15 protein-coding genes are annotated in these 17,916 nt (G+C 70.4%); 11 read left to right on the top strand and 4 right to left on the bottom strand.

Annotation, left to right across the window (positions count from 1 at the left end):
- A partial coding sequence (locus QHF85_RS41550) for a hypothetical protein (RefSeq protein ID WP_281332996.1) occupies positions 1-278 on the bottom strand: 278 nt, incomplete at its 3' end.
- Between the two features lie 146 nt (positions 279-424).
- On the opposite strand from QHF85_RS41550, the gene QHF85_RS41545 reads away from it, so the two are divergent.
- From QHF85_RS41545 to QHF85_RS41530, 4 genes are all read left to right on the top strand, one after another.
- Positions 425-1,354, top strand: coding sequence for a LysR family transcriptional regulator (locus QHF85_RS41545; RefSeq protein ID WP_281332995.1), 930 nt, complete (start codon positions 425-427; stop codon positions 1,352-1,354).
- 134 nt (positions 1,355-1,488) lie between these two features.
- Positions 1,489-2,799: an aminotransferase class I/II-fold pyridoxal phosphate-dependent enzyme gene (locus tag QHF85_RS41540; RefSeq protein WP_281332994.1), complete on the top strand. Its 1,311-nt coding sequence runs from the start codon at positions 1,489-1,491 to the stop codon at positions 2,797-2,799.
- A 1,683-nt stretch (positions 2,800-4,482) separates the two neighbouring features.
- Entirely contained in the window at positions 4,483-5,358 is an 876-nt protein-coding gene (locus QHF85_RS41535) for a hypothetical protein (RefSeq protein WP_281332993.1), read from the top strand.
- Between the two features lie 120 nt (positions 5,359-5,478).
- Entirely contained in the window at positions 5,479-6,042 is a 564-nt protein-coding gene (locus tag QHF85_RS41530; protein ID WP_281332992.1) for a phytochelatin synthase family protein, read from the top strand.
- 56 nt (positions 6,043-6,098) lie between these two features.
- Here QHF85_RS41530 and QHF85_RS41525 read toward each other — a convergent pair whose 3' ends face one another.
- Both QHF85_RS41525 and QHF85_RS41520 read right to left on the bottom strand, forming a co-directional pair.
- On the bottom strand, positions 6,099-7,100 hold the full coding sequence (locus tag QHF85_RS41525; RefSeq protein ID WP_281332991.1) for an NAD-dependent epimerase/dehydratase family protein: 1,002 nt from the start codon (positions 7,098-7,100) through the stop codon (positions 6,099-6,101).
- A gap of 54 nt (positions 7,101-7,154) precedes the next feature.
- Entirely contained in the window at positions 7,155-7,913 is a 759-nt protein-coding gene (locus QHF85_RS41520) for a hypothetical protein (protein ID WP_281332990.1), read from the bottom strand.
- Between the two features lie 413 nt (positions 7,914-8,326).
- On the opposite strand from QHF85_RS41520, the gene QHF85_RS41515 reads away from it, so the two are divergent.
- Positions 8,327-9,148: a hypothetical protein gene (locus QHF85_RS41515; RefSeq protein ID WP_281332989.1), complete on the top strand. Its 822-nt coding sequence runs from the start codon at positions 8,327-8,329 to the stop codon at positions 9,146-9,148.
- On the opposite strand, the gene QHF85_RS41510 is transcribed toward QHF85_RS41515, so the two are convergent.
- Positions 9,132-10,169: a Glu/Leu/Phe/Val dehydrogenase dimerization domain-containing protein gene (locus QHF85_RS41510; protein ID WP_281332988.1), complete on the bottom strand. Its 1,038-nt coding sequence runs from the start codon at positions 10,167-10,169 to the stop codon at positions 9,132-9,134. The genes QHF85_RS41515 and QHF85_RS41510 overlap by 17 nt on opposite strands.
- 108 nt (positions 10,170-10,277) lie before the next feature.
- Here QHF85_RS41510 and QHF85_RS41505 point away from each other — a divergent pair, with 108 nt between their 5' ends.
- The 6 genes from QHF85_RS41505 to QHF85_RS41480 all read left to right on the top strand — a co-directional run bounded on the left by QHF85_RS41505 (position 10,278) and on the right by QHF85_RS41480 (position 17,779).
- On the top strand, positions 10,278-10,925 hold the full coding sequence (locus tag QHF85_RS41505) for a DUF2267 domain-containing protein (RefSeq protein WP_281332987.1): 648 nt from the start codon (positions 10,278-10,280) through the stop codon (positions 10,923-10,925).
- 134 nt (positions 10,926-11,059) lie between these two features.
- Positions 11,060-12,529: a serine/threonine-protein kinase gene (locus tag QHF85_RS41500; protein ID WP_281332986.1), complete on the top strand. Its 1,470-nt coding sequence runs from the start codon at positions 11,060-11,062 to the stop codon at positions 12,527-12,529.
- Positions 12,530-12,541: 12 nt separating this feature from the next.
- Positions 12,542-13,576, top strand: a complete 1,035-nt coding sequence (locus QHF85_RS41495; protein WP_281332985.1) for a PEGA domain-containing protein — start codon at positions 12,542-12,544, stop codon at positions 13,574-13,576.
- Positions 13,577-13,676: 100 nt separating this feature from the next.
- On the top strand, positions 13,677-14,765 hold the full coding sequence (locus QHF85_RS41490) for a hypothetical protein (protein ID WP_281332984.1): 1,089 nt from the start codon (positions 13,677-13,679) through the stop codon (positions 14,763-14,765).
- Between the two features lie 400 nt (positions 14,766-15,165).
- A complete protein-coding gene (locus QHF85_RS41485; RefSeq protein WP_281332983.1) occupies positions 15,166-16,737 on the top strand; it encodes a hypothetical protein in 1,572 nt (523 codons plus the stop codon).
- Positions 16,738-16,792: 55 nt separating this feature from the next.
- Complete coding sequence (locus QHF85_RS41480) at positions 16,793-17,779, top strand: NAD(P)H-quinone oxidoreductase (RefSeq protein ID WP_281332982.1); 987 nt, start codon at positions 16,793-16,795, stop codon at positions 17,777-17,779.
- Positions 17,780-17,916 lie beyond the last annotated feature (137 nt).

The raw sequence follows: 17,916 nt of genomic DNA, 5'->3' as shown, positions 1-17,916 counted from the left end.
TCGAGGCTGCTCGCGCCGCCCGTGCCGCCGCTGCCCGACGTCGCGCCTTCGCCGCCCGCGCCGCCGCTGCCCGACGTCGCGCCCGCGCCGCCTTCGCCGCCGCCGGACGTCGCGCCCGCGCCGCCCTCATCGCCCGCTCCATTCCCGCCATTCCCGCCATTCGCGCCCGCCGCGCCGCCGTCGCCGCCGTTCCCCCCGTCGCTCGCGTGGTTGCACGCAGCGAGACCGAGCGCCGCGCCTCCCAGGACCAGGACATTGAACAGTTTTTCGATGTTCATTGCATCACCTCACGTGAAGGAAGACCGGATTCCAGACGGAAGACCGTGCGCCGCACGGCTCCCCGCTGGCACTTCACAGGTTGCGCTTCGCCGAACGTCCTGTGAATCAGAATATTTGATACTGTATCGTTCGGGTTCACCGAACGATGATCGACACCGCTCCCCTCCACACCGGCGCCTCCCTCCCCGACCTCGAATCGCTCCGTTGCTTCCTGGCCGCGGCGCGACACCTGAACTTCCGCGTGGCGGCGCGCGCCGTCGCGTTATCACCCGCGGCGTTCAGCGATCGCATCCAGCGCCTCGAGGACACGCTCGGCGCGCCCCTGTTCGACCGCACGACCCGCCGCGTCGCGCTCACCGCCGCAGGCGAACGCCTCGTGCCGGAGGCGCAACGTTGCCTCGATCAGGCCCGGCGGTGCGGCGAGGTCGTGCTCCGCGAAGACGGCGCGCCGATGCCCTACGAGCTCACGATCGGCACGCGCTTCGAGCTCGGCCTGAGCTGGCTCGTCCCAGCGCTCGACGCGCTCACGGCGGCGCGCCCCGAGCGCAGGCTTCACCTTTCCTTCGGAGACACGCCGGACCTCGTCCGGCAGGCGCAGCGCGACGTGATCGACGCGTTCGTCTCGAGCGCGCGGCTCTCGGACGCAGGTTTTTCGTACGCGCGCCTGCACGAGGAGCGGTACGTCTTCGTGGGGCAACGGCAGCTCCTCGCGCGTCGCCCCCTCGCGGATCGAGAAGATTGCGCCGCGCACACGCTGCTCGACGCGCAACGCGACCTGCCGCTCTTCCGCTACTTCCTGGACACACGCCCGGGAAGCGAGGACTGGGCTTTTCGGCGCGTGGAGGTTCTCGGCACGATAGGCGCCGTGCGCCTGCGCGCCCTCGCAGGAGCGGGCGTCGCCGTGCTGCCGCACTACTTCGTGGCGAGTGATCTGCGGCGGGGCCGGCTCGTACCGATCTTGCCGAAGGCGAAGCTACCGAGCGACTGGTTCCGGCTCGTCTGGCGCGAGGGGCACCCACGGGAAGCGGCGCTACGAAAGCTAGCCGAGGACCTCGTCGCGCGGCCTCTCCGGTGACGCCGAGCAACAACATCCTTCACCGGCCGATCCCCCGCGTCCGCTCGCGCACCTGCCTCCGTTCCCTGCCCCGGACGGATTCGCACGAAAAAAGTGCGCGCAATCTGCCGTTCCCCAGCCTCGGATCTGCGAGTATGCTCCGCGCCTCTCCCATGGTAACGGCCCTCGAATTTCCTCCGCTCGAGGTCGGTGACGCCGGCCTCTCCGCGCTCGCGCGCGGCGTCATCGGCTCCGAGATCCTGAAGATCGCCGGCGAGATCCGGGCCATGAAGGCCAAAGGCGCCCAGATCTGCAACCTCACCGTCGGCGACTTCGATCCGGCCTACTTCCCCATCCCCACCGAGCTCTGCGAAGGCACGCGCGCCGCGCTCGCCGAGGGCCACACGAACTACCCGCCCTCCGACGGCGTGCTCGTCCTGCGCGAAGCGCTCGTACGCTTCTACGAACGCGAGCTCGGCCTCAAGTACCCGCTCGAGTCCGTGCTCGTCGCCGGCGGCGCCCGCCCGCTGCTCTACGGCGCCTACCGCACGCTCATCGATCCCGGCGACGTAGCCGTCTACCCCGTGCCGTCCTGGAACAACAACCACTACGCCTACCTCTCCGGCGCGAAAGCCGTGGAGATCCCCGTCTCGGCCGCGTCGAACTTCTTCCCGACCGCCGACGATTTCCGGCCCCACATCAGCTCGGCGCGGCTGCTGCTCGTGAACTCGCCCCTGAACCCGACCGGCACGGTCATCTCGCGCGACGAGCTGCAGCGCATCGCCGAGCTCGTGCTCAGCGAGAACCGCCGCCGCGAAGCCGAGGGTCTGCGCCCGGTGTTCCTCGTGTACGACCAGGTCTACTGGATGCTCACGCACGGCGAGGCGCGCCACGAGACGCCCGTCTCGCTCGTGCCCGAGGTCGCGCCCTACACGCTCTTGCTCGACGCGCTGTCGAAGTCCTTCTGCGCAACAGGCATGCGCGTCGGCTGGGGCTTCATGCCACCCGCAGTGCGCCGGCGCATGGCCGACATCCTCGGACACGTGGGCGCCTGGGCGCCGAAGGCCGAGCAAGTCGCGACGGCCGCGCTGCTCGACGCGCCCGACGCGATGCACGCGTTCCTCTCCGGCGCAAAGGCAAAGGTGAAGGAGCGGCTCGACGCGCTCTTCGCCGGGTTCTCCGCGATGAAACGCGAAGGATTGCCCGTCGACGCGATCGCGCCGCAAGGGGCCATCTACCTGTCCGCGCGCTTCGACTGGATCGGCAAGACGATCCGAGGCCGTACGATCCAGACGAACGACGAGATCCGCAAGGTGCTGCTGGAAGAAGCAGGTCTCGCCGTCGTGCCCTTCCAGGCGTTCGGGCTGCGCGAGGAGAACGGCTGGTTCCGCCTGAGCGTGGGAGCCGTGTCGATGGACGACATCCAGGCGGCATTCCCGCGGTTGCGCTCCCTCATGGCGAGCTGATCGGTACCTTCGCAAGGCGCCGCGCCGGGGCGCTGCCCCGGGCCCCGCGGGGGCTGTTCGCCCCTCGACCCGAACCAGGGCCAGCCCTGGACCTCTGGGCATCGACTGCGCGAAGCGCAGTCGATGCGGGGAGAGTTTTTTAAGCTGTCCGCCCCATCTTTGCAGAGCCAGCCCTGGACCTCTGGGCATCGACTGCGCGAAGCGCAGTCGATGCGGGGAAAGTTTTTTAAGCTGTCCGCCCCCTCTTTGCAGAGCCAGCCCTGGACCGTTTGGGGAAGAACTGCGCGATGCGCAGTTCTTCCCACAGACCGGTGGGACCGCGTCGCCAGTTGAACCGTCAGCGCTGCCGTTTTGACTGACAGGATCGTTGCCAGTCTTGACTCGGCCTGTTCGATGAACTGCGCATTGCGCAGTTCATCGACCCCGGGTCCAGCGCTTGCGCTGGTCCGGGTCCAGGGGCGGATAGCCCCGGTGGGGCCTGGGGCAAAGCCCCAGCGAAGCGCTCCAGCGAAACGCTGGTACGCTAGCAAGCGGGGCCGCGGTCGACGATGAAGCCTCCGCGGCACCAGAGGGTGGTGCTGTCGACGCATACGTGGCCGAAGTCTTCTACGCCCAGGCAGTTTGGGTTGGGCGAGGGCTCGAGGGCACATAGGGCGGTGGTCTTCGTTTCGACGCAGAATTCTGAAGGGTCACAAGCTCCGTTGTTCTGTGTGAGACGTTCGATTGCAAATCCGGCTTCGCAGCTTGTCATTTGCCCGTTGACGCAGGCTACGCCGCCGGTGCTGTCGCGGCCTTCGCAGGCGGGCTCTGGGTCGGATGAGAGGGCGCACAGGGCGATGGGTTCTTTCGTGGTCGCTGACACGCCGACTGCGCATGCGACGTCGCATACGCTCTCGCGGAGCAAACGCCCTTTCGCGTCGCAGGCGAGTGCCGAGTTTCCGACGCACAAGGCGGCGCCGTGCTCGCAGTCTCCCTTGCACGAAGGACAACGGCTGTCTGGCTGCGGCTCGCAGACGGCCTGTCCGCCTATTTCCACGCACAGGCCGGTGCATTGCGCGTCCTCCCATACGTAGACGGGCCGCGTCCCCGGCATGATGCTCCAGGTCTTCTCGCCGATGCACCTCTGGAATTGCGATCCGTTGCACCTCTCGTCCAATGGCTTGCATTCGTCTCCGCCGCAAGCGGCGAACAACACCAAAGCCAATAACCCACCTACGAACCACGATAGCGTACGCATGGAGGGCATACGAAGCAACCGGCATACCAGTGGGGACATTCGCTTTCTGCGCCGCGCCGAAGTGGACAATTAAATATCTTTAAGTTGCGATCTCCGCATCGAACCGATGCGACGTTGAAGACGCCAGGCATTGGTTTGTCCCCAATGCTCGGGCACGATCCGCTGGCGGGCGGTGGCGCTCACGCAGGCACAGGCCTCATGTGCTGCGGTTCTGCGCCCTTCACGCGCCCGATGCGCGTCGGCGCTTGAATGCACAGGTTTGTCCGACGGTCAAGAGCATTGCGCTCAAGCGGGAAGACGAAGAGCTCCAAAGCGGGAAACGGGGCTCCGCGCCGTGTGGAAGGACACGACCAACCGCCGCACGGGAAGCGTGCTGCGCCTCGAAGGATGCGGAAATTCTGGTTCTTTCGCCCTGGATGCAGGCTGGGGCGATGTAGAAGGGCGCCATGCGCCCGACGTCAACGTCCACCTTCCACGGCATCCTCGTTTCGACCGTCCTCCTCGCTGCGGCGGGGTGCGGCGCGTCGCCCTCGGGCGGTGCGAGTGGCGTGGAGGTCGCTGTCGCGGCGCAGCCATCGAGCTCGGCCGAGCCGCCGCCTGCGCCTGCTCCGCAGCCTCCGCCCGACCCTGCTCCGCTGCCTCTGAAGGATGGGCAATGCCCAGCGCCGCACACCTGCCAGTTCGAGCTCGAAGGGCTGACCAGTCGGCTCCTCGGTCGCAAGGCCGACGACGTCGAGAGCGTCTCGCTCGCTGGCCAGGTGGCGAAGGTGGAAGACGCGATCCCGGTACCGACGGAGGCCCTCCTTCCGATGCTCGACGGTCACCTCGCGGAGGTCGCCGACGATCGATTCTACGTCGACGTGCCGCTCGAGATCCGTTTCCGCGATGGCGGCCGCGCACAGGGGACGTTGCGGATCGGGGGCATGACGTTGCGCATGCGCGTCGAGGAGGTCCTGCGCGGCGCCGCCAAGGGCCCGGTCGCGCTGCCGGGGGACACTTCCAAGGCGGCCGGGAAGCCGCGCTCGATGTGGGTCGTCGGCGGCGCCGCATCTCCGCGCCTCCGCGGCGTCGCCGAGACGATCCGGGACGTCGACTGGGTGCTCGTGGCAGATGACGCCTCGCACAAAGCGAACTGTCCCGATGGCAGCACCGTCTCCATCTCCGACCTGCGCGCCAGGCTCTACGAGCGCCGCTCGGGCATTGTCATCGCCGAGCGCGTCTTCCCGACCCGCGATTCCGTTGGATGCGAGTCCGAGATCGGCATGCGCAACGCCGAGCCCGGCGCCCGCTGGGCCTGGGACGAGCTGCGCCTCAAGCGCTGAGCCGCGGCGTCGCGCGGCGCTCCACGCGGTCCGGACGCGGCGCCTTCGAATCCGTGCGCGACGACCCGATCGACGAGAGCATTTCGTGATAGGAGACTGGGAATGAGCGTTTCGCCGAGAATGTCGAAGGATCTTGAGCGCATCAGCATGGTCGAGTTCCAGCAGCCGATCCGCTGTTGCAACGTCACGGCGCTGGCCTACGGGCTCACCGTGCTCGGCTTCCCCACGGCAATCGATGACATCTTCTACGCCACGCGGCTGCCGGTCTCGTCGGTCCTCGACGACGGAATGACGCTCGCCGAGACCTACGACACGGCGCTGCGGCTGATGCGGAGCAGCAAGCTGCCCGTCTCGGTGCGGGTGGTGCACTTCGACCGGCCCGAGGCGACGCTCGCGTGGTTCAAGGAAGAGATGGCCCGCGCCGCCTCCGATCCGCAGGACATCCACCTGCTCAACTTCAACGTCAACATCGCGCACGGCACCGCGCTCGGCGGCGGTCACTTCGCGCTCCTGGCGGACTACGACACGGACACCGGCGAGCTCACCGTGGGCGACGTCAATCCCCGCAAGTACACCCGCTTCTGGAAGTGCCCCGTCGAGCGGATGTACAAGGCCTGTGTCGACAAGGACTCCGCCTCCGACCGCTCCCGCGGCGTCCTCATCCTGCGAAAAGAGCAGGCGTAGCCTCGCCCCTCTGCCTCCCGATCATCGGAGAGCGTCGTCGTCCGGCAGCGTTTGTCTTACCGAACGAGTTTTCCCGTCTCGCGGAGCCACGCCTCGCTCCGCCGCATGCCCTCGTCGAGCGACACGCGCACCTGCCAGCCGAGCAGCCGCTCGGCCTTCGTCGACGGATAGCGGAGCTTGCGCACGTAGCGATCGAGCCGCTCCACCGTGAGCGGGATGCCGAGCTTGAAGAGCTCGTTCGCGCGGGCGATCACGCGCGCGATGGGCATGGGCACGCGGCGCGGGCGCCTCCCGCTCATCGCGCCGTAGAAGCCGAAAAAACGCTCCCACGAGACTGCCGCGTCGCTCGCGTTGAACGCCTCGCCCGCCGCCTCGGGCCGCGTCGCGGCGAGGCGCACCATGTCGACGACGTCGTCCACGTAGACGGGATACGCGTGGCCCTGGCCGTCGCCGAAGATCACCGGCACGCCCTTCTGCACGAGCCGCAGCATGCCCACCGTCCACCCGCCGGATCGCGGCCCGTACACCATCGCCGGCCGCACGATCGAGAGCGCGAGGTTCGCCTTCGCTGCCTCCTCGCGCGCCGCCTCCTCGCCGAGCGCCTTCGTGCGGCCGTAGAGATCCACCTGCGCGACATCGATCGGCACCGACTCGTCGACGTGATCCGTCGACGGGAGCCCGTACACCGAGATCGTACTCACGAGGACGAACCGCTCGCACCCCGCGCGCGCCGCAGCCGCGACGAGCGCGCGCGTCGCGTCCACGTTGACCGCGTACGCGTCCGCCTCGCCGCCCTTGCCGCGTTCGAGCCACGCGGCGAGGTGAAAGACCACGCGCTTGCCCTCGCAGAGCCGCGCCATCGCGCCCTCGTCGCGCACGTCGGCCCGGTGGATCGTCACGCCCGCGTCGCGAAGCCGCGCCTCCTCCGAGAAGGATCGCCCGGCCCCGACGACGCTCGCCTTGTCCTCGGACGCGAGGCGCTCGGCCAGGCGTCCTCCGATGAACCCGCTCGCTCCGGTCACGAGGACCTTCGCATCCGTCAACGACACATCACCCATCACGCGGCGAGTCTACCGCCCCGCGCCGCGCATGGGGAGCGCTGCTCGCTCGCTTCAGGGGACCGTGCCGTTCGTCACTTCGAGTGCGACCGTCGGCGAGACTTTTACGGTGGCCTCGCAGCTCGGCGTGCCCTCGCAGGACGTGGCGGCCACGTGGACCTCGGCGTCCACGCGCAGCGTCGCGGGGCCCGCCGGCGAGGTCTGAGGGATGCGGACGACGATCTCCCCGTCCACGACGCTCACCTCGGGCGGCGCCGGCAATTCGAGCGTCTCGTCGTCGTACGTGAACACGACGTCGAGCTTCTCCTCGTCGAGCTCGTCGCCCGGCGCGGACCACGCGAGCGAGAGGTCGACGCCGGGATCGATCTTGTTCTGGGGGTGGTTCGGGGTGAGAGAGCGCGGGGCGAGCAGGTCCTCGAAGTCGAGCGCGATGCGCGCCGTGTCGTCCGAGACCTCGAAGTGCGTCTTGCCTTCGCCGAGGTTCTCTTCGGCGAGGGCCTTGCGGAAGGTGGGAGCGCCGCAGACCCAGCCGTCCTTCGTCGGCGTCTCGCCGCCGCGGATGAAGAGATCCATCGGCCGATCGTCCACCTTGGCCTCGATGTCGTCCGTGATCGCCTCGCACGTCCCCTCCTTGGCCACGAGCGCGAGCGAGACACGCGGCGACTCGCCGAGCTCCACTTCAACCCGCGCGCGGGCCGGGTCGAGGTCGGCGAGGGTGGTCTCGGGCTCGAGCAGATCGAAGAGGCTGCAACCGGACGACGCGAGGGCGAGCGTCGCGAGAAACGGCAAGGCGAGGAATCGAGGGAGGATCACGCGGGCGGGCATGCTGGGCGCCATGGGCAAACGGCGTACCGAGCGCGGACAAACGTTCACGACGCGATTTCGCTGCGAAATGACGCGGCGCGCGCAAATGGTTTTTCGCGGCTCGTGACGCGGTCGCGTCGGGGCGCCGTCGAGAAGGCGAACAATCTGGGCGGTCCCGAAGCACGAGACGGCGGATCGGAGCGGCCTCGGCACCGGCGAGAGGTGCGTCGGACGGTACGCAGGCGTGCGACACGTGCTCCGCATGCGGCAGAGGATCCGCAGGGGGGTGCGCGGCAGATGCGCAGGGCCCCGCGGGCGGACGGCGGCCGTTCCAGGAAAATTTCGGGCTTTGTAGATTCCTCGGGGCCACCTTCGAGGCCCTCGTTGACCGGCCGGCGCCTCGTCGCCTAGCCTTTCTCCCGATGGTCCGGGATCCGCGGCTGGGCCCATTGCAGGACGCACGCCCTCGGCTCATCGCGTTCGGAAACGTCGCGGTCGGCTTCATCGCGATCGGCAACGTCGCGATCGGCGTCGTGGCGATCGGCGCGAGCGTGGCCGTCGGGCCGATCGCGATCGGCATCAACGCCGTGGGCATTCTCCTCGGGCTCGGGATGAACGCGGTCGGCACGGCCGCCCTCGCGCTGATCAACGGGCTCGGTCTGTACACGTTCGCCGGCGTGAACGGGCTCGGCGCGCGCGCGTTCGCCTACGTGAACATGGGGCAGAGCGTGGTCGTCGCGCTGCTCTGGATCGGTCTGCAGCTCTTCGCCGCGCACCTCGTGAAGCGCACGATGCCCGCTGCGGCGAAGGACGCTCTGCCGGACACGGTGCGGCTCGAGGAGATCACGTCGGGCGCGCGCGAGGAGGGGCTCGTCCGCGCGCGGGTCCTCTCGACCACCGAGACGAGCGTGAGGCTCGAGGAGGACACGCCGGACGGGCACCCCACGCAGCTCGCCCTCTCGGGCCCGGCGCGCGCGTCGCTCGAAGCAGCCCAGCGCGCGTCCGGTTCGCGCGCGTTGCTCGTGACGGTGCGCGCCTCGCGCGAGATGCCGCCGCCTGAAGCGCAGGCGAACTACCGCAGCGCGCCCGAGGTGAGGCGCGTGCTCTGGGGCGAGCATTTCGAGGCGCTCCCCGAGCCGCCGCCCCTCTGGGCGCGCCCCTACGTGGTGCAACGAACGGCACGCATGAGCATGTTCGTCGCGGCCGCGATCGCCGCCGCGGAGCTCGTCAATCAGTGGTTCTGAGCTGACGCCGCGCCGCCGCGATCCGCGCGAGCGCGCGCGCCTCGGCCACGTCCATCGGCGTCCGCCCGGTCGCCTTCGCCTCGTCGAGCACGAGCCGCGCCGTCTCGCCGAGCCGATCGATGAGCGGCGTGCGGTCCGCGAGGCCCATCACGGAGAGGCCGATCCCGTCGATCACCGCGCCCGCCGACGCGATCGGATCCGGCACGTGAAGGACGCCGCGCGCCGCGAGCAAGCGCGCAATCTCGGGCGACGCGAGCGCGTTGTTCGCCGCGCCGCACACGGCCCAGGCGCGCATCGCGCGGACGACCTCGGCCGTCACGACACCGCCCACGGCGCACGGCGCGACGATGTCGACGTCCTCGACGAGTACGCGCTCCGCCGACGTGACGCGCGCGCCGGCAATCCCACGAGCGACCTCCTCGGCGCGGCGCGTGTCCACGTCCGCGAGGACGATCCGCAGGCCCGCCTCGGCGAGCACCACGGCCGCGCTCGCGCCGATCGCGCCCGCGCCCTGCACCGCCACCGAGAGCCCTTCCACGGGCACGCCTCGCGCGGACGCGCACGCCTCGATGCACCGCAGAAGACCACGCGCCACCGCCGCCGCGAGGCCTCGTTCGTCGGTGTGCACGTACCGCGTGTGCTCGGCCATCACCGCGAGATCGGCGGCCGTCGTCCCGAGATCACCGGCCGTACGGAACACGCCGCCGAGCTCTTCGACCACCTGCCCGAGCCGCGCGAACGCGGCCTTCCGATCGAGGCCGTCCGCGAGGAGCACGACCGCCTTCCCGCCGCCCGCGTCGAGCCCGGCGAGCGAGCACTTCCGCGTCATGGCCCGCGCGAGCGCGCGCACGTCGGTGAGCGCCGCGTCGGCCGAGGCGTAGCGCATCGTGCGTACGCCGCCCACGGCGGGCCCGAGCGTCGTGTCGTCGAGGGCCACGATCGCGCGCAGGCCGGAGCGAGGATCCGTGACGAAGACGCAGCGCGGGCCGCCCGCCGCGTGCTTGGTGACGACTTCCGCCATGCATCGCAAGGACGCACCGATCGCCCCGCGACGCAAGCGCGCGCTTCCCTCGGCCGCGCGCGGCGCGTGGCGCGGGCCTCGCATGCCCCTCGGCGCAAAGGAGCGGGCATGGACGAGTCATCCTTCCTGGACGAGGTCGCGTGGCGTGGAGGACTTGGAGAAACGTCGCTCGCGCGGACGCTCGCCGAGGCGGTCTTCCGGGCATTCGCCGAGGCGCTCGTGCCCGACGAGGCCCGCGCCCTCGCGCACGCGCTCCCCGCGCCGCTCGCGGCCTGGATCCTCGCTGGCCCGCATTTCGGCAACCTCTCCGAGGACGCGCTCTACCGCCGCGTCGCCGAGCGCGAGGGCGCGCCGCTCGGCTTCGCCATCGAGCACACCCGGCTCGTCCTCGGCGTCCTCGGCGATCGGTTGCCCGAGACGACCCGCCTCCGCTTGCGCCGCCACCTCGAGCCCGAGCTCGACGGCCTCCTCGCGCCGCGCGAGCCCCTGCCCTCGCCGCCCGTCCACCTCCGCCGGCCCCCCGAGCCCGAGCCTGGAAAGGGACACTCTTTCGCCACCGGCCGCCCCGGCAGCGCAAAGCCGCTCAGCGAGGCCCGGCCCGAGCGTGCCCACGCCGATTCGGTCGTTCGCGCCGAGAACCCTCACGAGGAGACGAAACTCTCGTCGAGCCGCGGCCTCACGCAGGAGCGCGAGCACGAAACCCTCGCCGAGGGCGAACCCGGTCCGCTTCGCCCCGTCGGTGAAAAAGGCCGCTAGAAGCAAAGCCTCGCGGCGTCGCTGGATTCTGGCAGGAAGCTACGATCCCCCTCCGAAATCGTGTACCTTCCGACCGAGTCGCCCACGCGCGCTTCGGCGGGGCCGGGGCGGGTCGTGCGGAAAGGCTCGCGCGGATGCAGGAAGGCCAGCAAATCACGCCGACGCTTCGGCTCCAGCGCCTCCTCGGAAAAGGCGGCATGGGCAGCGTGTGGATCGCCGACCACCTCGCGCTCGGGACCCAGGTCGCCGTCAAGTTCATGTCGCCGACGTACGTCGAGAACGCGTCGCTCGTGCAGCGGTTCCGCACGGAGGCAATGGCCGCGGCGCAGATCAAGAGCCCGCACGTCGCGCAGGTCTTCGATCACGGCTTCACCGTCGACGGCACGCCGTACATCGTGATGGAGCTGCTCGAAGGCGAGGACCTGAAGCGCCGCATCCGCCGGGAAGGGCCGCTGCCGCTCAAGGACGTCGCGCTCGTCGTGTCGCAGGCCTCGAAGGCGCTCGCCCGCGCGCACGCCCTCAGCATCGTCCACCGCGACATCAAGCCGGACAACATCTTCCTCTGCAACCTCGACGGCGAGACCTTCGTCAAGCTGCTCGATTTCGGCATCGCCAAGATGGGCCCGGACGGCTCGCTCGGCGCCACGACCACGGGCTCGATGATGGGCACGCCGCTCTACATGAGCCCCGAGCAGCTCCTCAGCGCGCGGCGCGTCGATCATCGCTCGGATCTCTGGTCCATCGCGGTCGTCGCCTACCACGCGATCACCGGCCGCGTGCCCTTCCACGGCGAGACCGTCGGCTCGCTCTCGGTCGCCGTGCACACGGGCGCTTTCCACCTCCCGAGCGCGCTCCGGCCCGACGTGCCGCCCGCCGTCGACGCCTGGTTCCAGCGTACGCTCCGGCGCGATCCGGCCGAGCGCTACGCCAGCGCGAAGGAGATGGCCGAGGCGCTCGAACAAGCCATCCTTGGCGCGCCGTCGCCCTACGCGGTGACGGGCGGCGTCGCCCGCGGGTCGCTCCACACGCACCCCGAGCCGACGCCCGCGCCCTACTCGGGTGGGCCGACGCCCGCGCCCTATTCGGGCGGGCCGATGGCCCTGACGCCGGCCCCGCTCTCCCCGAGCGGCTACGTCTCCTCGCCGTACACGCCGCCGTACAGCGCGCCGCAAGGCCCCGCGAGCGCGCCACAGACGCTCATCGGGACCTCGACCACCGCTGCGCGCGCGGGCGGCGGCAAGAAGCCCGCGCTCATCGCGGCCGGCGTCGGCGTGGTCGTCCTCGGCGCCGTGGGCGTGTTCCTCGCCGTCGGGCGAGGCGACGACGCCGCGCCCGTCTCCGCCGCGCCCGTCGAGGCCTCGACGGCAGCCGCAGCCGCGACGCCCGCGCCTTCCCCCTCCCCCACGCCCGTCGTCGCCCCGGCGCCTCCGCCGACCGCAAGCGCGCTCGCCGAACCGGCGGCGCCCGCGACGACGGCCACGGGCAAACTCACGACCCGCAACACGGCGTCCGCGCCCGCGACGACGACCGCACCTCCGCCCGCGACGACCACGAAAGCCGCAACCAAGTCGCCCAAGGGCGGCAAGGACAACATCGGCTTCTGAACCACGGCTTCCATGCGCCACACGCAAGCTCGACTCGGTGCCACAGCGACGATCGTCGCGCTCGGCCTCTCGCTCTCCGGAGCGGCAGAGGCCCAGGGAAAGCAGCCCTCCGCCGCCGCCAAGCAGACGGCGCGGCAGCTGCTCGTCGATTGTCGCGAAAAACTCGCCGCAAACAAACTCCCCGAGGCGCTCAAGGATTGCCAGGGCGCGCACGCGATCATGGGCGTGCCCTCGACCGGCCTCGATCTCGCGCGGGTGCACCAGGCCATGGGCCACCTCGTCGAGGCGCGTGAGGTCGCCCTCGAGGTGACGCGCTTCGACAACGCCTCCGGCAACGCCGCCTTCGCCACGGCCATGACCGAGGCCGACGCGCTCGCGCAGAGCCTCGAACCGAAGATCCCCTCGCTCGTGATCAACGTGAGCGGCCCGCCCGCCGGCGCCGAGATCACCGTGAAGGTCGACGCCGAGACCATCCCGCAAGCGGCCGTGTCGCTCCCCTACAAGGTCAACCCGGGCGAGCACACCGTCGTCGTCTCGGCCCCCGGCTTCGGCCAGCGGGCCGAGAAGGTGCAGGCCACGGCTGGACAAACCCGCACCGTCGACATCGCGTTGCGCCCGGCCTCGGCGGGCGGCGGCGACGTCGTGGATCCCTTCGGCAAACCGGACGAGGCCTCGCCCGACGGCGAAGGCGGCCGGCAAATCCCGGTGTGGACGTGGATCGCGGGCGGCGTCGGGCTCGTCGGCGTGGGCGTCGCCGTCGGCTTCGGGATCAGCTTCAACGACGCGCAGAAGACCGTCAGCCGCGATTGTCCGAACAACGCCTGCAACGACAGCTACACGCCCGCGCAAGCCGATGCCCTGCAGGCGAAGTGGAACCGCACGCTCGGGCTCACCGTGGCCGGCAGCATCGTCGGCGCGGCGGGGATCGGCGCGGCCATCTTCGGCATCGTCACGGCGCCGAAAAAAGGCGCGCCCGCGCCTTCCACGGGGTTCGTCCCGTGGATCGGCCCGTCCGGGGTCGGCGCTTCGGCGTTCGGCCATTTCTGACGACCGCCGCGATCCGTCGCGCACGCGCAGCCGGATGTCCCGCATGGAAGCCTGCGCGCGCCGCGCCTCGGCCGCGCCCTTGTGGTAAAACGGCGCCACCGTGCTTCTTGCTCGCATCCGCCTCGTCGGCCTCGGCCCCTTCGGCGACATCACGCTCCCCTTCTGCGACCCGGATGGCTCTCCGCGGCGCCTCTGCGTGATCTTCGGCGGCGAGGGCGTGGGCAAGACCGCGGTGCTCGCCGCCATCGCCACGACCCGCCCAGGCCACGCAGTCGCGCAGCTCGTCCACGCGCGCAGCGCCGCGTCACCGGCCGGCGCCCTTCGCCCCGAGCCTCGCGGTGACGCGCCCCCGTTCGTCGTCGCCGACTGGCTGCTCGGCGACGACGACCCTGCCCGGCCGCACCCGCTCTGCGTCGCGAGCCCGAACGCGCGCCTCGACGAGCGCGACGACGAGGCCCTGCTGCGCCGCCGCGAGCAGGCCCTCTTCGACCGCCGCGCCGGCGAACGGGGGTTCGTCCTGGTCTCCCTCTCGGGCGCCCGCTGGTTCTCGCGCACGCCCGTGCTCCTCACGACGCCCGAGCGCACCCTCTTGCGCTACGACGTCCGCACCTCCACGAGCTTCGACGACGCGAGCCGCACCGACATCGCCCGCGAGACGAAGCAGGTCCTCTCCTTCGCCTGCATCACGGCCGCGCTGAGCCGCAAATCGGACGACGCGCCGGCCGCCGCGACCCGCCTCGAGACGGCCCTCTTCGGGGTCCTCGGCGCCCTGCTCGAAGAGGACGGCTGCGCGTTCGTCGGCGTCGATCCCGTGCGCCTCGAGCCCCTCTTCCGCGACGCCGACGACCACCTGATCGAGTTCGACGACCTGCCCCGGAGCCTGCGCCACCTCGTCGCGTTCGGCGCGCACGCCGTGCGCTCGCTCGCCGCCGCCTTCCCCGACCGGGATCCGCGCGAAGCCGAGGGCGTCGTGCTCATCGACGACGTCGAGATCGAGCAGCCCGCCCATCGCCTGCGCACCCTCGTCCCGCGCCTGCGCCGCGCCTTGCCGCGCGTGCAGTGGATCCTGACGTCGAGCTCGCCCGACGTGGCGCTCGGCTGCGCCCCCGGCGAGATCATCGCCTTGCGCCGCCTGCCCGGCGCCGCGGCCATCGAGCTGCACGAGGGCGAGGACGCGGTCTTGCATTAGGCGCGGAGCTGGGGCTTTGCCCCAGGCCCCACCGGGGCTATCCGCCCCTGGACCTGGACCAGCGCAAGCGCTGGACTCGGGGTCGATGAACTGCGCGATGCGCAGTTCATCGAACGGCCAGGTCAAGACCACAGGCGATCCTGCCAACCAAGGCGGTTCGACCGACAACGCCTGTCGAAGCGTGAAAAGACCTCCAAGGTCTTGCCACCGGCCTGTGGGAAGAACTGCGCACCGCGCAGTTCTTCCCCCAAAGGTCCAGGGCTGGCCCTGGCGCGGGTCGAGGGGCGCGTAGCCCCCGCGGGGTCCGGGGCAGCGCCCCGGCGCAGCGGCCCCATCCAAGACCCGGCCTCTTCGCCGGACTTCTCTGCGACCTTCAATGGTCGTACGCTCGGGCTCTGCCATGCTTGCACGACTTCTCCGGGGAACCGGAATCCTCCTTGGTTTGCTCGTGGCCGGCGGGACCCTCGTCGCCTCGGGCGCATGCTCGCTCGGCAACGTCACGCAGGACGACTGCAAGACCAACGACGAGTGTGTCCTCGCCATCGGCCCGAACAGCACCTGCGTCGCGGGGTATTGCACCGATCCCCCCGCGTGCTCCACGGGCCACGATTGCCGCAAGCTCGGCGGCGGCGGCGCGTGCGTCGACGGCGTCTGCGTCTCGGCGTTCCCGAAGCACCCGCAGTGCAGCACGATCTTCGAGCCGGCGAACCTGCCGGATCTGCCGCTCGCCGGCCCGGACGCGCCGCTCGTCATCGGCAGCATCTTCTCGATCGGCGAGACGAAGGACGAGGTCCTCACGCAGTCGGTGCGCGTCGCCGTGCGCGAGATCAACGCCAGCGACAAACTCAACCGCGGCCAGCGCATGGCCGTCGTCGTCTGCGACAACGGCGGCGAGAACAACACCGCGACGGGCCCGGCGCGCGACGAGCTGAACCAGGCGGCTCTCGACTACCTCGCGGGCACGCTCGGCGTCCCGTACATCGTCGGCCCCCTCTCCTCCTCGGACTCGCTGCGGCTCATCGCGCGCCTCAAGGAGAAGCAATATCCCACGGTGATCATCTCGCCCTCGGCGACGAGCCCAGCGCTCACGGACGCCGACGATCGCCTCGCGATGGGCGAGCCGGGGCTCTTCTGGCGCACGTGCCCGAGCGACACGCTCCAGGGCGTCGTCATGGCCAACGACGTCATCGGGCCCGATCCGGTCGTCGCCGGCGGCAACATCGCCGTGGTCTACACGAGCGACGCCTACGGCCAGGGCCTCGCCACCGTCTTCCGCGACGCCTACGGGCTCCAGCGATCCGAGCTCTTCCCGATCGAGGAAGCGAAGCTCACCGATCCCACGGCACTCGCCACGCTCGCCGCCGACGTCGACGCGTACAACCCCGCGGGCGTCCTGATGATCATGGTTCAAGCTGGACAAACCGTCGAGGTCCTGAAAGCGATGGTGGGCAAGCCCGTCGCAGGTCGAAAGTTCTTCTTCACGGACGGCACCAAGGACGCGACGAAGCTGCTCGATCCTAACCTGTCCGCCGAGGTGAAGCAGATGATCGCGGGAGCGCAGGGCACGGCGCCGGCGAGCCCATCGGGCCCGACGTACGAGCTCTTCCGCGCGAACATGAAGTCGCAATTCCAGACGGACTCGGCCGATTTCTCGTTCACCGCGCAGTCGTACGACGCCACGTACGTCGGCGCGTACGGGGTCATCTGGGCCTCGCGCGAGGGGACGAACTACGACGGCCGGCAGGTCGCCGAGGGCATGGGCCGGCTCGCCATGGGCGATTTCGTCGACCTCACCTCGACCGACTGGCCCAAGGGAAAAAACGCGCTCGCCGGCGGCGGCAGCATCAACGTCGCCGGCACCTCGGGCCCACTCAACTTCGACCCGACGACCGGCGAAGCCCCAGGCCGCATCGAAGTCTGGGCCGTGTCGAACGACAACTTCGTCACCGTCACGGTCAAAGATCCCCCCTGACCAAACCCCGACGCGCGCGCTTGCGTTCCCGCCGCGGGCCGCCTACACGCCCGCCATGCGCGCCGTCGTCATCCGTTCCCCCGGCGGACCCGAGGTCCTCGAGCTCCGCGACCTGCCCGATCCCGAGCCGCCTCACGGCCACGTCCGCATCCGCGTCCACCTCGCCGGCGTCAACCGCGCCGACCTGCTCCAGCGCGCCGGCTTCTACCCCGCCCCGCCCGGCGTACCCGCCGACATCCCCGGCCTCGAATACGTCGGCACCATCGACGCCATCGGCCCCGGCGTGACCCGTTATTCCGGCGGCGAGCGCGTCTACGGCATCGTCGCCGGCGGCGCCTACGCCGACCGTCTCCTCGCCCACGAGCGCGAAGTCGTCCCCGCCCCCGCCGCCCTCTCCGACGAGGACGCCGCAGCCGTGCCCGAGGCCTTCCTCACAGCACTCGACGCACTCGTCGTGCGCGGCCGTCTCGTACCCGGCGAGCGGGTCCTCGTGCACGCAGCAGGCAGCGGCGTCGGCACGGCAGGCGTGCAAATCGCCCGCGCGCTCGGCTGCTTCGTGCTCGGCACGAGCCGCACCGCAGACAAACTCGACCGATGCCGCGAGCTCGGCCTCGACGAAGGAATCGTCACCCCAGGCGGCGTCTTCGCAGCCGAGGTCCTCGCCCGCACAGGCGGGGCCGGCGTGGACGTCGTGCTCGATCTCGTGGGCGGCGCCTACGTCCCGGAGACAATCGCCGCAGCCGCAAAAAAAGCCCGCATCGTGGTCGTAGGCCTGACCGCAGGGGCAAGCGCGCAGCTCCCGCTCGGCGTGCTCTTGCAAAAACGCCTGGAGATCATCGGCACAGTGCTCCGATCGAGGCCCATCGAGGAGAAGATCGAGGCGGCCAAATTGCTCGAACGCACGCTGAGCCCATGGCTCTCACGGGGCATCGTGCGCCCCGTAGTCGACCGCGTCTTCCCGCTCTCGGAGGCAGCCGAGGCACACCGGTACGTCGCGTCGAACGTGTCGTTTGGCAAGGTATTGCTCGACGCGCGGAGCTAGTGTCGAAGCCGTTTCGCTGGGGCTTTGCCCCAGGCCCCACCAGGAGCTATCCGCTCCTGGACCTGGACCAGCGCCCGCGCTGGACTGAGGGTCGATGAACTGCGCAATGCGCAGTTCATCGAACAGCCGGGTCAAGA

It is taken from the genome of Polyangium sp. 6x1, from assembly GCF_029946515.1.
Classification (GTDB): domain Bacteria; phylum Myxococcota_A; class Polyangia; order Polyangiales; family Polyangiaceae; genus Polyangium.
The sequence above is the reverse complement of the archived record's forward strand: the minus strand, read 5'-3'. Positions and strand labels throughout refer to the sequence as shown.

Bases quoted from the DNA above. Each gene is read 5' to 3' on its own strand.
- QHF85_RS41545 (WP_281332995.1), top strand. From the start codon at position 425: ATGATCGACACCGCTCCCCTCCACACCGGCGCCTCCCTCCCCGACCTC.
- QHF85_RS41540 (WP_281332994.1), top strand. From the start codon at position 1,489: ATGCTCCGCGCCTCTCCCATGGTAACGGCCCTCGAATTTCCTCCGCTC.
- QHF85_RS41535 (WP_281332993.1), top strand. From the start codon at position 4,483: ATGCGCCCGACGTCAACGTCCACCTTCCACGGCATCCTCGTTTCGACC.
- QHF85_RS41530 (WP_281332992.1), top strand. From the start codon at position 5,479: ATGTCGAAGGATCTTGAGCGCATCAGCATGGTCGAGTTCCAGCAGCCG.
- QHF85_RS41525 (WP_281332991.1), bottom strand. From the start codon at position 7,100: ATGGGTGATGTGTCGTTGACGGATGCGAAGGTCCTCGTGACCGGAGCG.
- QHF85_RS41515 (WP_281332989.1), top strand. From the start codon at position 8,327: ATGGTCCGGGATCCGCGGCTGGGCCCATTGCAGGACGCACGCCCTCGG.
- QHF85_RS41510 (WP_281332988.1), bottom strand. From the start codon at position 10,169: ATGGCGGAAGTCGTCACCAAGCACGCGGCGGGCGGCCCGCGCTGCGTC.
- QHF85_RS41505 (WP_281332987.1), top strand. From the start codon at position 10,278: ATGGACGAGTCATCCTTCCTGGACGAGGTCGCGTGGCGTGGAGGACTT.
- QHF85_RS41500 (WP_281332986.1), top strand. From the start codon at position 11,060: ATGCAGGAAGGCCAGCAAATCACGCCGACGCTTCGGCTCCAGCGCCTC.
- QHF85_RS41495 (WP_281332985.1), top strand. From the start codon at position 12,542: ATGCGCCACACGCAAGCTCGACTCGGTGCCACAGCGACGATCGTCGCG.
- QHF85_RS41485 (WP_281332983.1), top strand. From the start codon at position 15,166: ATGCTTGCACGACTTCTCCGGGGAACCGGAATCCTCCTTGGTTTGCTC.
- QHF85_RS41480 (WP_281332982.1), top strand. From the start codon at position 16,793: ATGCGCGCCGTCGTCATCCGTTCCCCCGGCGGACCCGAGGTCCTCGAG.